Source organism: Armatimonadota bacterium (genome assembly GCA_036504095.1).
In the GTDB taxonomy this organism is placed as follows: Bacteria; Armatimonadota; DTGP01; order JAKQQT01; family JAKQQT01; genus DASXUL01.
On record DASXVS010000058.1, the window covers coordinates 1 to 12,512 of the forward strand.

The following is a 12,512-nucleotide window of genomic DNA, read 5'->3' on the forward strand; positions in this document are numbered from 1 at the left end:
GCCACCAGTTCCCGTTTGGTCGCGAGACTCATCATCTGCCTCATCTTCCTCCGGCCGGTCCCCTGAAGGACCCCAGCCGGTAAGATTCTTAGATGAGGCAACCATCCAACTTAGGTAAGCTTTCTGATGATGCAATGCGCCTCGTTGACCGTCTGTGCCTTTGACGGGTACCCTTAGGCTGGCAAGGAAAGCAACGGCAGGCAAAATGAGTCCCGCATCAATCGTACGAAATAACCCGGGAGATCCGGCACAGAACAGCATCCGCGGACGGGCTGGCCGATGAGCAGCCCACACGATCTAGTGCGAGCTCATGGACCGTTTCCGGCGAGATACCTGAATCTCGCGTCCGGTGACGGTATTCTCGTCATCGACGTGCAGGCGGCCATGGAAGCGATCCTCGCCGCGGACGGAAGCAGCACGATCGCCGCGGAGGCTGGCGCCGCTGAGCTTCAGATGGACAGGGTCAAGCGGCCTTCGGCGGCCCGCCAGCTATACGCCAGGCTTCGCGGGTGCGATCAATGGGAACACTGCCCGCACGGGTATACCACCGTGATGTCGCTGAGTGCGGCCGCCCCCCAGCGGATCGGACCGTTCGTGGTTCGAGCGCCATGGCACGAAGCGCCGGCCGAGGGAGTGGACATCATCATCCAGCCCGGGCTTTCATTCGGCCTCGGCACCCATGCCACCACGCGTATTCCGCTGCGACAGCTCGCGGACGTGACAAAGCCCGGCATGCGTTGCGCCGACGTCGGGTGCGGCTCCGGGATCCTCGCCATCGCGATGAGCCGTCTCGGGGCGCGGGAGGTCGTGGCCGTGGACGTTGACCATACGGCGGTATTGGAGGCCCTCGACAACGTTCAGCGGGCCGGGGTTGCGAATCTGGTTTCTTCCATCTCGCTTGGAAGCGCCGATGCATTATTCGGCAGTTTCGACGTGATCGCCGCGAATATGGGCGGGGCGCCAAGCGTCATCCAAATTGCACAGGATGTCGCAGCCCACCTGGAACCCGGCGGTGTCTTCCTGGCGAGCGGCATCTACGGCGATACGGACGATGCTGCTGGCCAGGTGGCTGACGGCGTCAGTGAGGCGCTTTCCCAATTCGGGTTGGCGGAAGTGCGACGCGATTCGGAACACCAGTGCGTCGGGATCGTTTATCGGAGGAACAGATGAGCCCGCCTTTCGACAGTCTGGCCCTGAGGCAGGTGAGCCTGGAGCTGAAGGGCTCAATCATTGGAGCGCAGGTTCAAAAGATCCGCCAGCCGGACCCTTTCACAGTACTTATCCGCTTCCACGGCAACGGTAAATCGCGCTGGTTGCTGCTGTGTGCCCAGGCGGATTTGTTCCGCGCCCACTTTACCACGCGCACATTTTCAAACCCGCAGGAGCCGCCAGTCTTCTGCATGGCGCTACGCAAGTACCTGGAAGGCGGCCGCGTGACCGCCGTGGAACAGGCAGGGGCCGACCGGGTGCTGCGCATCGAGGTTGCTTCGACATGGGGACGGCTGCTCCTGATAGCCGATCTGATGGGGAGGCACAGTAATCTGATCCTCGTGGCTGAAGACGGCACGATTCTGGAGGCCATAAAACACGTGGGTTCCACTATGAGCCGGCGCGTTGTGCTTCCCGGCCGGCAGTACGCACCCCTTCCACCAACCGGCAAACCGTCACTATGGGACGCCTCTGACGCTGAATTGTCGTCCCTCTGGGCTGCGGCGCCCATTCCGGTTACCCGCGCGTGGCTGTTGGATACCTTTGGCGGGATGAGCCCTGCTCTCGCGGCCACGGTGCTGGCGACCGCTGACCCGAAGGCCACGCTTGACACTATCGTCGCATCGGTGCGTTCCGGCGCAACAGGCGAAAGCCCGTCGGAGGCTCTGGACGCCGGCTATGAAGCTCAGGCTTCCGTTTCGCAGCGTGATTCATTACTGCGCCAGTTGAACGCGAAACTGGACAAGGAAGGCACAGTCCTGCGGCGTCGCCTGGCCGACCTCGATGCGATAGAGGAACGCGGTCTCCGGGCGGAGGAGTGGCGTATCGCGGGAGAACTGCTCTCAGCCAATGCCCATGGCATCGAGAGAGGCACGGTATCGGTATCGCTGCCCAACTACTATTCCCCGGACCTGACGCCGATGGTGATTGCGCTGGACCCGACTCTGTCGGCACGGGAAAACGCGCAGGCGTATTTCGCGCGAAGCCGGAAAGCGAAAACTACCGCCGAACGAGCGCCGGCGTTACGATCGGAGGTCGGCGTGCGCCTGGCGGAACTCGAGGCAATCCGCAGCCAGGCCGCGCAGGCAGATGAGTCCGAACTGCTAGGATTGGCTGGGACAGGACAGGGGCAGCCCCCTGCTCCCGCGTCGAAATCCAGGCGATCGGAATCGGAGTACCCGTCGGGGGTGCGGATCAAGCGATTCACCTCGGACGAGGGCTGGCAAATCTGGATTGGTGAGAACGCCACAGGAAACGATTACCTGACGACGCGGTTGTCGGACCCGGGGGATATCTGGATGCACGTGCGTGCGGCAGCCTCGGCCCATGGCGTCATCCGAACTAACAAGCACCCGGAAAAGGTGCCGCACGCCACGCTACGTCGAGCCGCCGAACTAGTCGCCGCGAAGAGCGAAGCGAAGAGCAGCAGCGTTATCGCCGTGGACTACACGCTTCGACGGTACGTCCGCAAACCTCGGGGCGCGGCGCCGGGGCGGGTCACCTACACGAACGAGAAGACCATCGAAGTGAGTGGGGCTGAGGACTGAGGACTGCGGACCGACCGCACCAGGTTTACTTTCGTTTGGGTGCCGGCGGTGGCGCCGAACCGTGAATCTGCTCCTCGGACGGGACCTGCCCCAGTGGCGGAACGTCTCGTAGCGATTCTGCCGCCGGGGGTGTAGTGTTCATCTGGTGGAAGTAATACGTCGCGCCCAGAACCATTGCCAACACCAGCAGATAGGCAGCTAATCGACCGTTTTTTCGCAGCATTCCGCTCACCCCCCTTTGCCCCGCCGTCTCCCACAGGACGAACGTTGGGCTCTGAGAGTACAATACCCCTTGGAGACGCCAATGAACAACAAACAAATCGCGGAATCCCTCGAACGCATCGCCGACCTGTTGGTCATTCTGGGCGAGTCCGACTTCCGGGCGAACGCCTACCGCAACGCCGCCCGCCGCATTGAGAACCTCACGGAGCCTGCTGGCGACCTGTACGCGCGGGGAAAACTGACTTCGATTCCCGGCATCGGAAAGGGCATTGAGGAAACCATTGGCGAACTGGTGCGCGACGCGCGTTCGGACACGATGGAACAACTCAACAGCCAGGTGCCGCCCGGTCTCCTGGATGTGCTCAGGGTACCGGGGCTCGGCCCCAAGAGAGCGCGCGCCCTGCACCTCGCGCTAGGCATCAGCACACTCGCCGACCTCGAAAAGGCAGCCAAGAGCGGCGCGCTAGCGAGCGTACCCGGCTTTGGAGCCAAAACGGCGGAGACTATCGCGGCCAACCTTGCACGCATACGAACATGGTCGGAGCGCCAACTCCTTTGCGACGCCTTGCCTGTCGCCGAGGAATTGGCGGACAGGCTAAAGACTACTGAAGGCGTAGAGGATGTCGCGGTTGTCGGCTCCATCCGGCGCCGCAGGGAAACGGTTGGCGATGTGGATTTGCTGGCTTTCGGGGCAGACCCGGATTCCATAGCACGGCGATTCGCGCTTGCTCTCGGAGCCGACTTGGCCGATACCCCGCCGCGAGAGCCTTTGGCATTTTCGCTGGCGGATGGAACGCGGGTCCATTTGAGCGTTACAACGCCCGATTCGTGGGGAACGGCGCTGGTTTATTCCACGGGTTCCGAGTCGCATACGGCCGCGTTGGGGGATTTGCCGCGGGCGGCAACGGAGGAAGAAGTCTACTCCGGAATTGGACTGCGCTACATCCCCGCCGAGATTCGGGAGAACCGTGGCGAGATTGAAGCCGCAAGAACCGGGCGGCTACCTGCACTGGTGACAGTCAGCGATCTGAAATCCGATTTACATATGCACAGCCTCTATTCGGATGGGGCTGCCTCTATGGAAGACATGGCCCTTGCGTGTATGGCCCGCGGATATACGTATATGGCCATCACCGACCACTCTCAGGGTCTGCCAGTGGCGAACGGCCTCACGGTTGAGCGCCTCGCCGTGCAGGCGCAAGAAGTGCATCGCCTTAACGCGGAGCTCGCTCCATTTCGCATATTGCACGGCACCGAGGTGAATATCCGCGCGGACGGCGCGCTGGATTTTCCAGACGAGGTCTTGGAGAAACTGGATTGGGTCGTCGCCAGCGTTCACAGCGCATTCGGCCGGTCCACCGATGAACAGACGGAGCGCGTGATTCGCGCCCTGCGGCACCCGTTCGTAAACCTGATTGCTCACCCTACGGGTCGCATCCTCAACCGTCGCGAGGGAATCTCAGTAGATATGGCTTCGCTCATTCGTGCGGCGGCCGAGACCGGCGCCGCTCTCGAGATAAACAGCGGGCCGGACCGTCTTGACCTGAACGACATCCATTCCAGGGCTGCTCGCGACGCCGGAGTGTGGATATGTGTTGATGCGGACGCACATCATCCGGACCATCTTCAGTGGGTTGATCTCGGAATCGCAACGGCGCGACGCGGTTGGTGCGAGACAGCCAACGTCTTGAACGCGCAGCCGCTTGAGGCTGTCGTCGAATTTGTCAAGCGAAAGCGGATGGGATAAGCGAACGCCCCGTACATCACATTTCGTGAGCGTTTGCAGAGGCTTCTGGGCGGGAACAAACCGAATACCAACCTGTAAACCACTCTTCAGGAGGTAACCATGAATAGCACGCTTCTGAACCCTGACGCTGGAGCGGACAGACCGATTTTCAAGGGCGATCCGGCGGACTCCGTCTACCTGGACGACGACACCGATTTCATAGACGATGTCTCGAGCAACCCACCTGATGTGGAGGATGAGTCGGTGTGGTCGGTCGATACGGGCGCCGGCGAGTTCACCGCGCCTGTCGATCAACGCGGCGTTGCGCCCTGACGGTCGGCCCCGGCACGACTGCCGGATATCCTGTCCGCGCAAGACACCGCACCTTTGCGTTGCGTGCTCCCGGTCGTTCTGGCGTAGTCCCTAGGAAGCCGGCCGTGGTCGCCGGTTACCCGTTTCCGCGTGCCGGGAAGTCAAAGCCCGGTCCTCAGTTTGACCCTCCCCACCCCCTGCCCTATACTCATCTAAGCACTAAGAGCACATGTTGCAGGGGGAACACCGTGGCCGAAAAGATCGCTAACCGAGCGCAGGATTTCAATAAGTGGTACACCGACGTGGTCCAGACCGCGGACTTGGCCGACTACGCGCCCGTCAAAGGCTGCATGGTCATCAAGCCATACGGGTACGCGCTATGGGAAAACATGCAGCACGCCCTGGACACGGCGATCAAGGCCACCGGGGCGCAGAACGCATATTTCCCGCTGTTCATTCCTGAATCGTTCCTGAAGCGCGAAGCCCAGCACGTGGAGGGCTTCTCGCCGGAACTCGCCGTCGTCACACACGCGGGAGGCAAGAAACTCGAGGAACCGCTGATCGTTCGGCCGACCTCGGAGACGATCATCAACGAGATGTTTTCAAAGTGGGTCCGCAGTTACCGCGATCTGCCGATGATGATCAACCAGTGGGCGAACGTCGTGCGCTGGGAACTGCGAACGCGGCTGTTCCTCCGCACCACGGAGTTCCTTTGGCAGGAGGGGCATACGTGCCATACGACCAACGAGGAAGCTGAGCGCGAAGCGCTTCAGATGCTGGAAGTTTACCGCACATTCGCCGAGGATTACCTTGCGATCCCGTGTGTTACGGGGACCAAGTCGGACGCCGAAAAGTTTGCCGGCGCGAATACCACTTACACCATCGAGGGGATGATGGGCGATCGCAAGGCCCTTCAGATGGGAACGTCGCATAATCTCGGCCAGAACTTCGCGAAAGTGTTCAACACGCAATTTCTGGACAATACGGGGCAACAGCAATTTGTGTGGCAGACCAGTTGGGGCGTCAGCACGCGGCTGGTTGGCGCAACGGTTCTGGTTCACGGAGATGACAAGGGTCTCCGTCTCCCGCCGCGAATCGCTCCGATCCAGGCCGTGATCGTTCCGATCGGGAAGACCGACGAAGAGAAGGCCGCGGTTGCGAAAGTTTCGGCGCGCGTAGCAAGGGATCTGACTGCGGCGGGCATCCGTGTAAAACTGGATGACCGCGAGCAGTTCACGCCGGGCTTCAAGTACAACGAGTGGGAACTGAAGGGTGTGCCGTTGCGGCTGGAGATCGGACCGCGCGACGTTGCGGATAACGCAACGATGGCGGTGCGCCGCGATCAACCCGGCAAGTCGAAACTGAGCCTGGACGGATTGGCGGTACAAGTAGCTGTTCTTCTTGAAGAAGTGCAATCCGGCCTCTTGGCGCAGGCGCAGCAATTGCGCGACGACAACACGCGGGACGCCGCGTCGCTGGATGAATTGGCCGAGATCATCAAGACCAACCGCGGCTTCGTTCGCGTGTGGTGGAACGGCGATAGCGATGCGGAAGCCAGATTGAAGGAGCGCACCAAGGCGACACTTCGATGCTACCCGCTTGTGCAGCCGGGGGGCGAAGGCAAATGCGTCGCCACGGGCGCGATGACGAACCAACAAGCGCTGTTCGCGGTCGCGTACTGAAAGAGGATATGGCGAAGCGGGGTCGAAACGCTGGTCTCCGGTTTGTGCCCCCGCCGCGTGACTTCAGTCCACTGTGATGTACACTCTTCTGGCAATTCTCTTCGGCCGCCTGCTGCTCTCTACCGTTCTCGGGGCGTTCGTCGGCCTGCAGCGCGAACAGTCCGGGCGTCCGGCAGGGCTTCGAACGCACACTCTGGTGTGTATTGGCTCGGCGCTCATCACGATCGTCTCGGAATCGTATGTAGGTGACGAAGCGCGAATCGCTGCGCAGATCATCAGCGGTATCGGTTTCCTTGGCGCAGGGACAATTATACGCGAAGGGAAAACGGTCCGTGGTCTCACGACGGCCGCCAGCCTTTGGGCGGTCGCGGGCCTGGGCATCGGGTGCGGGCGCGGCGGGACGATGATGTGGCTGTGCGTGATGGCTACCTTCCTTATCCTTGGCACCTTGGGACTCGGAAAACGCCTCGAAGAAAAGATACTGGCGGTGCAACACAGGAACACGCTGTGCGTTCGCGGAAGCCACGAAGCGCAATCGGCGGCCCTTCAATCCCTCACGGCAATCGGCATAAAGGTTGACACTGCATCAAGGCGAAGGCTTGAGAGTGGACGATCGGAGTTAGCGGTGCGATTGGAGTTTCCGCCGGGAATGGCGCGAGAACGGGCGATCCATGCCGTGATGGGGATCGAAGGCGTCACGGGCGCGGCGTGGGCTTCATCGGAGGCGGAACCTCATGCCGGCTGAGATCGTTCGTCAAGTTGACGGATTCCTGGAAGGCGTCCTTGCGGAGAACCGCCTTCCACCCGCGTTGTGCGCGATGATCACGTATCACGTGGGCTGGACTGACGCCGCCGGAAAGACCCTCTCCGACAGCAGGAGAACGCAGTACGGCGGGAAGAAGATGCGCGCCGTACTGTGCGCCCTGGCCTGCGAAGCCGCAGGCGGAGCGACTGCCACGGCGGTACCGACCGCGTCTGCGATAGAATTGATCCAGAATTTCTCTCTCGTGCACGACGACATCGAAGACGGTGACCGCGAACGGAGGCACCGCCCAACGGTCTGGGTGAATTGGGGCGTGCCACAGGCCATCAACACGGGATCAGCGATGCAGGCTTTGGTCAATGCCGCCGTCCTGCGCACCTCGGCCGCGCCGGATACCGTTCTGGATCTGCTTCGAGCGCTTACGAACGCGATGGTGCAGATGACCGAGGGCCAGCACCTCGACATCGCATTCCAGGGACGGTCCGATGTTACCGTCGCGGAGTATTCGGATATGGCCACCCGAAAGACCGGAGCCTTGATTGAAGCGGCCGCATACGCCGGCGCCCGGCTGGCAACGACAGACTTGTCCGTTCTGGAGGCCTGGCGCTCGTTTGGCCGCAGTTTCGGCCGGGCGTTTCAGGCGCAGGACGATTTGCTCGGAGTCGTAGGCGATCCGAAACTCACGGGCAAGCCGGTCGGAAACGACATCCGAGCGCGCAAAAAAGCGCTCCCACTGGTCTTCGCCTGTTCGAATGCGACATTGGAGGACCGGGAGATCCTGTCCGGTTGTCTCTCCGAGGATCCGGTAAGCGATTCCGCGGTAGAGTGTATTACCGGAGTGATGGAGCGATCCGGCGCCATCGCGGCAACGCGCGCTATGGTTGAGGAATGCACATCGACGGCGCTTGCCGCGCTCGCCGTCACGGGATCCAGGGGCCGGGCCGCGCAGCGCATCCGCGACATCGTCCTGAAGGCGGTCGGCAGGGAGCGGTAGCGGCACAGCCGCGCTTGGATCAAACCCGAACAAATCACCGGCCTCACGCCGGAATCACTGGCATATCATGTTTTCTACACTTCGACGCGACATATCGGCGGTATTCGCCAAAGACCCGGCAGCGCGCACGATCTGGGAGGTACTCTCCTACCCGGGCGTGCATGCCATCTTCTGGCACCGCGTCGCACATGCGATGTGGAAGTCTCGCCTGAAGACGGCGGCTCGATGGCTTTCCTATTTGAGCCGGTTTCTGACCGGGATAGAGATCCATCCCGGCGCCCAGATCGGCCCGGGGTTCTTTATCGATCACGGAATGGGCACCGTGATTGGCGAGACGGCCATCGTCGGCGAAGACGTACTCCTCTACCACGGGGTTACACTCGGCGGCAGCAGTCTGAAAAAGATCAAGCGCCATCCCACCTTGGGAAATCACGTTGTGGTCTCCGCCGGCGCCAAAATCCTGGGCGACATTACCATCGGCGATTACGTGAAAGTGGGGCCAAACGCGGTGGTGCGCCAGTCTGTGCCCGCCGATTCAGTTGTTGTCGGCATCCCGGGCCGTGTGGTTCGCCAAAAAGGTGTACCGGTTCACGACAGCGTGTTTCTCGACCACGGCGCCGGCGCCGATCCTGAAGGCGAGATGATTGGCAGCCTCGTTCGGAAGGTCCACGAACTGGAGGTACGGCTCGGTTTCGTCGAAGCGGGGGAGGAGACGCAGGAGCAGACCGACGACCTCGCTTACTGGTACTACCAGATATAGCAGGGCGGGTACACCGCGCTCGCTTCTGGTACAATCAAGGAGATGGAGACACGCGCCGGGGCGCTCTCCTGCCGCAACGAACGCTCCCGTTACGGGGGCGGAATCATTTAACTGGAACGCAAATGCTCGATATCAAACTAATCCGCAGTCAACCTGATACAGTCCGTGCCGCTCTGGCGACTCTCGGCGGCGACGCTTTCTCCTACGTGGACGAGGTCCTGGCCATCGACGAAAACCGGCGCGCCATTCGCCAATGCATGGAGGGTATGCAAGGCGAATTGAACGCTGTCTCCAAGGAAATTGGAAGGCGGCGCCGGCTCAAGGAAGACACGGCTGACGCCGAAGAGAAGGCGCGGGCGCTTCGCGAGGATATTCGCACACAGGAGACCGCGTTGGCGCCTTTGGAGGCGAAAATCCAGGATATCTTGGTCCGAATTCCCAACCTCCCGCATCCCAGAGTGCCCGTGGGCAAGGACGATACGGAGAACATCGTCGCCCGCGAAGAGGGCGAGAAGCGGGGCTTCGATTTCGAGCCGCGGCCGCATTGGGAGATTGGTGAGGCACTCGGGATTATCGACTTTGAGCGCGGCGTCAAGATTTCCGGCACGCGTTTCTACATTTTGAAGGGCGACGGGGCTCGACTCCAGCGCGCATTGATTACCTGGATGATCGATTTGCACGTGAGGAAGCACGGCTACACCGAGATCTACCCGCCGTATATGGTCCTCCCGCAATGCGTGCTCGGCACCGGCCAGTTGCCGAAGTTCGCCGACACGATGTACCGCGATGCGGAGGATGGGTTCTATTTTATCCCGACCGCAGAAGTCCCCGTCACCAACATGTATCGTGAGGAAATTCTGGCGGCAGACAGCCTCCCTGTTAAGCATGTGGCCTTCACCGCGTGTTTTAGACGCGAGGCGATGAGCGCCGGTCGTGACGTCCGCGGAATCAAACGCGGCCACCAGTTCGACAAAGTCGAGATGGTCAAGTTCGTGCGCCCGGAAACATCGGACGACGAATTGATGTCACTCCTTAACGACGCAGAGGATGTTGCACGGGAACTTCAACTATCGCATCGCGTCATAGAAATGTGCACCGGCGACCTGTCGTTTACCGCTGCCCGCAAGTTCGACGTGGAGATCTGGGCGCCGGGGTGCCAGGAATGGCTGGAAGTCAGCAGTTGCAGCAGCTTCGGCGATTTTCAGGCACGTCGTGCCAATATTCGGTTTCGGGACGCTGGCGGAAAGCCGGAGTTCCTGCACACGCTCAACGGGTCCGGATTAGCGTTACCGCGAACGATGATCGGGATCATCGAGTCCGGACAGACCGCGGAAGGGACAATAGTGATCCCGGAGGTCCTCCGCCCATACATGGGCGGCCAGGACGTGATTGGAAAACAGGGTTAGGCGTTACGGCAATCGTCGGCCGGACGTCCTGATGATCTGGCGGAGGGCAAAGTCATGCGAGTTGATCGACGCGGCTTCACGCTCATTGAAATGCTGGTTGTTGTCGCCATCATCGGTATTCTCGCCGGGATACTGTTCCCCGTCTTCGCGCGCGCCCGGGACGCGGCGTTTCAGACGCAATGTATCAGCAATCTGCGGCAATTAGGCGTCTCATTGCAGGCGTACATGAACGACAATGAGGACAAGTTCCCTCTCGCGGTGGATTTCACCGATTACCCTCTCACGGCGGCAGCCTATGAGGGCAGCAACATCCCTCACGCAGTTGCGCTGGTAGACCAGTTGGAGAATCGAACTGACGACCCCGTGGATGGCGACACAAACGGCGGGCGGATCGATCATATTCTCCGCCCGTACGTGAAGAACGAAGAAATCTTCCGCTGCCCCGGTGATACAGGATTTGGCGGGATCGGATACGCCGCCTACACCGGCCCTTACATTTTGTACAACCTCCTACCCATCGTGCCTCTATGGAAACAGTCCCGCTACTATTCCGCGCGCAACAAGCGACCCAATACATACTGGGGCGGAACAAGCTATGTATATCGGACCGAACTCGGCTTGTGGGGACGGCCGGTTAACCAGCTGTGGCAGCCGCAAAACGTAAACGTGCTGATGGACGCGACGCATTACTGGCATACCCGCCTGCATCGAAAGCCCATTTACAGCCCTGGAAACCCGAACTACGACATGGCTGACGCCAACAAGGGCAGCATCACAACGCTGTTTGCCGACGGAAGGGTGAGGGCATGCACCTGGAAGGAAAATGTCGACAACTGGTATGAATCCTCCCATTGGATAACGGGCGAGACAACCAGTGGCGTCCCTGCGCCGTCGTACGCCCCTTTCAAATAGACCGGGCGAGGTGCCTGTAAACCGCCATCGATGAAACGTTATCATTCAGCCGGATGCCGTGGTGATGCGGTGAAGCGCAGCGTCATACGTGTCACCCGCGGCGTTGAGCTCATCCGGACGCCTTCCTGTCACGATTGTCGGTATCCGGTTTCGCACAGATCACATTCATGCTTCTTCCAGACGAACTTCGCATCGACGAGATAACTAGTACACGCGATCCGCGGTGGCCTCAATGGAAGTCGATCTACGAATCATCGTTCGCCCCGTTTGAGCGCCTTCCGGACGAGACCTACGACGTAGTCTTGAATGGGAGGGCGCGAGGCGAGATCACGAACGTCTGGTTGTTTGCTGCCGAATCGGTTGAAGAACCCGGCGTTGTCACGGGTATTGCCGACGTTGTTTGGCATCCTCAGGCGCGGGCGGTTCTGCTCCGCTACTTCGCCACAAAGGAAAGCCTTCGAGGACGCGGCATCGGCCAGTCCTTCTATGCCGCGATACTCGCTCAATGCAAGCATCTGTGCGCCGATCTGATGGTGTTCGAGGTGGAAAAGCCCGAGATTATGGCGGAGCGGTCCGAGGCCGAGTCTGAACTCGCGAGGCGGCGCATCCGGTGGTATCTGCGGCAAGGCGCGAAGCAGTTGGGCGGAATTCACTACGACCTCGTTATAGCGCCCGGCAAGGCGCTGATGGAGATGCACCTGATGGCTCACACCTTCATCGAAATGACGGCGCGAGAGGTCTTCGATGCGGCAAAGATGATTTTCGGGGATGCACTGGAACAGACGGAGGAGTTGACGTTCGAGTAGTCGAAGCTAACCGCACGCGCCCTGGCCTTATCGATCGGGTAGGCGGGGTCGTTACCGGCCCCGCCTCCCACACCACCCGGCATGCGGGTCCGCACCGGGCGGTTCACTCAGACTTAAGCGCGTGGTATCTCTCCGCGAGAGACGAGAATCCCATCTGGATGAGCTTGGCGTTA

Annotated in this window: 12 protein-coding genes; 11 read left to right on the forward strand and 1 reads right to left on the reverse strand. The window is 60.8% G+C overall.

The annotated features are described in order from the left end of the window. The first annotated feature begins 279 nt into the window (after positions 1 to 279). Entirely contained in the window at positions 280 to 1,170 is an 891-nt protein-coding gene (locus VGM51_13890) for a 50S ribosomal protein L11 methyltransferase (GenBank protein HEY3414127.1), read from the forward strand. After that, complete coding sequence (locus VGM51_13895; GenBank protein ID HEY3414128.1) at positions 1,167 to 2,756, forward strand: NFACT RNA binding domain-containing protein; 1,590 nt, start codon at positions 1,167 to 1,169, stop codon at positions 2,754 to 2,756. The genes VGM51_13890 and VGM51_13895 overlap by 4 nt, the downstream gene beginning before the upstream one ends. Positions 2,757 to 2,781: 25 nt before the next feature. Here the strand turns inward: VGM51_13895 and VGM51_13900 are convergent, their stop codons facing one another. Next, complete coding sequence (locus tag VGM51_13900; protein ID HEY3414129.1) at positions 2,782 to 2,979, reverse strand: hypothetical protein; 198 nt, start codon at positions 2,977 to 2,979, stop codon at positions 2,782 to 2,784. A gap of 81 nt (positions 2,980 to 3,060) precedes the next feature. On the opposite strand from VGM51_13900, the gene VGM51_13905 reads away from it, so the two are divergent. From VGM51_13905 to VGM51_13945, 9 genes are all read left to right on the forward strand, one after another. Continuing rightward, the gene (locus tag VGM51_13905) at positions 3,061 to 4,725 is read left to right on the forward strand and encodes a helix-hairpin-helix domain-containing protein (protein HEY3414130.1); all 1,665 of its coding nucleotides are present in this window, start codon (positions 3,061 to 3,063) and stop codon (positions 4,723 to 4,725) included. A 99-nt stretch (positions 4,726 to 4,824) separates the two neighbouring features. Then, on the forward strand, positions 4,825 to 5,037 hold the full coding sequence (locus tag VGM51_13910) for a hypothetical protein (protein ID HEY3414131.1): 213 nt from the start codon (positions 4,825 to 4,827) through the stop codon (positions 5,035 to 5,037). A gap of 227 nt (positions 5,038 to 5,264) precedes the next feature. Next, positions 5,265 to 6,698 carry a proline--tRNA ligase gene (proS, locus tag VGM51_13915; GenBank protein ID HEY3414132.1) on the forward strand — a complete coding sequence of 478 codons (1,434 nt, stop codon included), beginning with the start codon at positions 5,265 to 5,267 and terminating at the stop codon, positions 6,696 to 6,698. A 76-nt stretch (positions 6,699 to 6,774) separates the two neighbouring features. Continuing rightward, positions 6,775 to 7,443, forward strand: a complete 669-nt coding sequence (locus tag VGM51_13920) for an MgtC/SapB family protein (GenBank protein HEY3414133.1) — start codon at positions 6,775 to 6,777, stop codon at positions 7,441 to 7,443. Beyond that, positions 7,433 to 8,455, forward strand: a complete 1,023-nt coding sequence (locus tag VGM51_13925; protein HEY3414134.1) for a polyprenyl synthetase family protein — start codon at positions 7,433 to 7,435, stop codon at positions 8,453 to 8,455. Before VGM51_13920 ends, VGM51_13925 begins: the two co-directional genes overlap by 11 nt. A gap of 67 nt (positions 8,456 to 8,522) precedes the next feature. Next, positions 8,523 to 9,215: a serine O-acetyltransferase gene (cysE, locus tag VGM51_13930; GenBank protein ID HEY3414135.1), complete on the forward strand. Its 693-nt coding sequence runs from the start codon at positions 8,523 to 8,525 to the stop codon at positions 9,213 to 9,215. A gap of 122 nt (positions 9,216 to 9,337) precedes the next feature. Next, positions 9,338 to 10,621, forward strand: coding sequence for a serine--tRNA ligase (gene serS, locus VGM51_13935; protein HEY3414136.1), 1,284 nt, complete (start codon positions 9,338 to 9,340; stop codon positions 10,619 to 10,621). A 54-nt stretch (positions 10,622 to 10,675) separates the two neighbouring features. Next, positions 10,676 to 11,533 (forward strand): prepilin-type N-terminal cleavage/methylation domain-containing protein, encoded by an 858-nt coding sequence (locus tag VGM51_13940; protein ID HEY3414137.1) that lies wholly within the window; start codon positions 10,676 to 10,678, stop codon positions 11,531 to 11,533. Positions 11,534 to 11,700: 167 nt separating this feature from the next. Next, positions 11,701 to 12,339 carry a hypothetical protein gene (locus VGM51_13945; protein ID HEY3414138.1) on the forward strand — a complete coding sequence of 213 codons (639 nt, stop codon included), beginning with the start codon at positions 11,701 to 11,703 and terminating at the stop codon, positions 12,337 to 12,339. Positions 12,340 to 12,512: the final 173 nt, after the last annotated feature.

Excerpts from the sequence above, each read along its gene's own strand:
- serS (HEY3414136.1), top strand. The coding sequence starts at position 9,338 with ATGCTCGATATCAAACTAATCCGCAGTCAACCTGATACAGTCCGTGCC.
- VGM51_13920 (HEY3414133.1), top strand. The coding sequence starts at position 6,775 with ATGTACACTCTTCTGGCAATTCTCTTCGGCCGCCTGCTGCTCTCTACC.
- VGM51_13945 (HEY3414138.1), top strand. The coding sequence starts at position 11,701 with ATGCTTCTTCCAGACGAACTTCGCATCGACGAGATAACTAGTACACGC.
- VGM51_13940 (HEY3414137.1), top strand. The coding sequence starts at position 10,676 with ATGCGAGTTGATCGACGCGGCTTCACGCTCATTGAAATGCTGGTTGTT.
- VGM51_13910 (HEY3414131.1), top strand. The coding sequence starts at position 4,825 with ATGAATAGCACGCTTCTGAACCCTGACGCTGGAGCGGACAGACCGATT.
- cysE (HEY3414135.1), top strand. The coding sequence starts at position 8,523 with ATGTTTTCTACACTTCGACGCGACATATCGGCGGTATTCGCCAAAGAC.
- VGM51_13905 (HEY3414130.1), top strand. The coding sequence starts at position 3,061 with ATGAACAACAAACAAATCGCGGAATCCCTCGAACGCATCGCCGACCTG.
- VGM51_13925 (HEY3414134.1), top strand. The coding sequence starts at position 7,433 with ATGCCGGCTGAGATCGTTCGTCAAGTTGACGGATTCCTGGAAGGCGTC.
- VGM51_13900 (HEY3414129.1), bottom strand. The coding sequence starts at position 2,979 with ATGCTGCGAAAAAACGGTCGATTAGCTGCCTATCTGCTGGTGTTGGCA.
- VGM51_13895 (HEY3414128.1), top strand. The coding sequence starts at position 1,167 with ATGAGCCCGCCTTTCGACAGTCTGGCCCTGAGGCAGGTGAGCCTGGAG.
- VGM51_13890 (HEY3414127.1), top strand. The coding sequence starts at position 280 with ATGAGCAGCCCACACGATCTAGTGCGAGCTCATGGACCGTTTCCGGCG.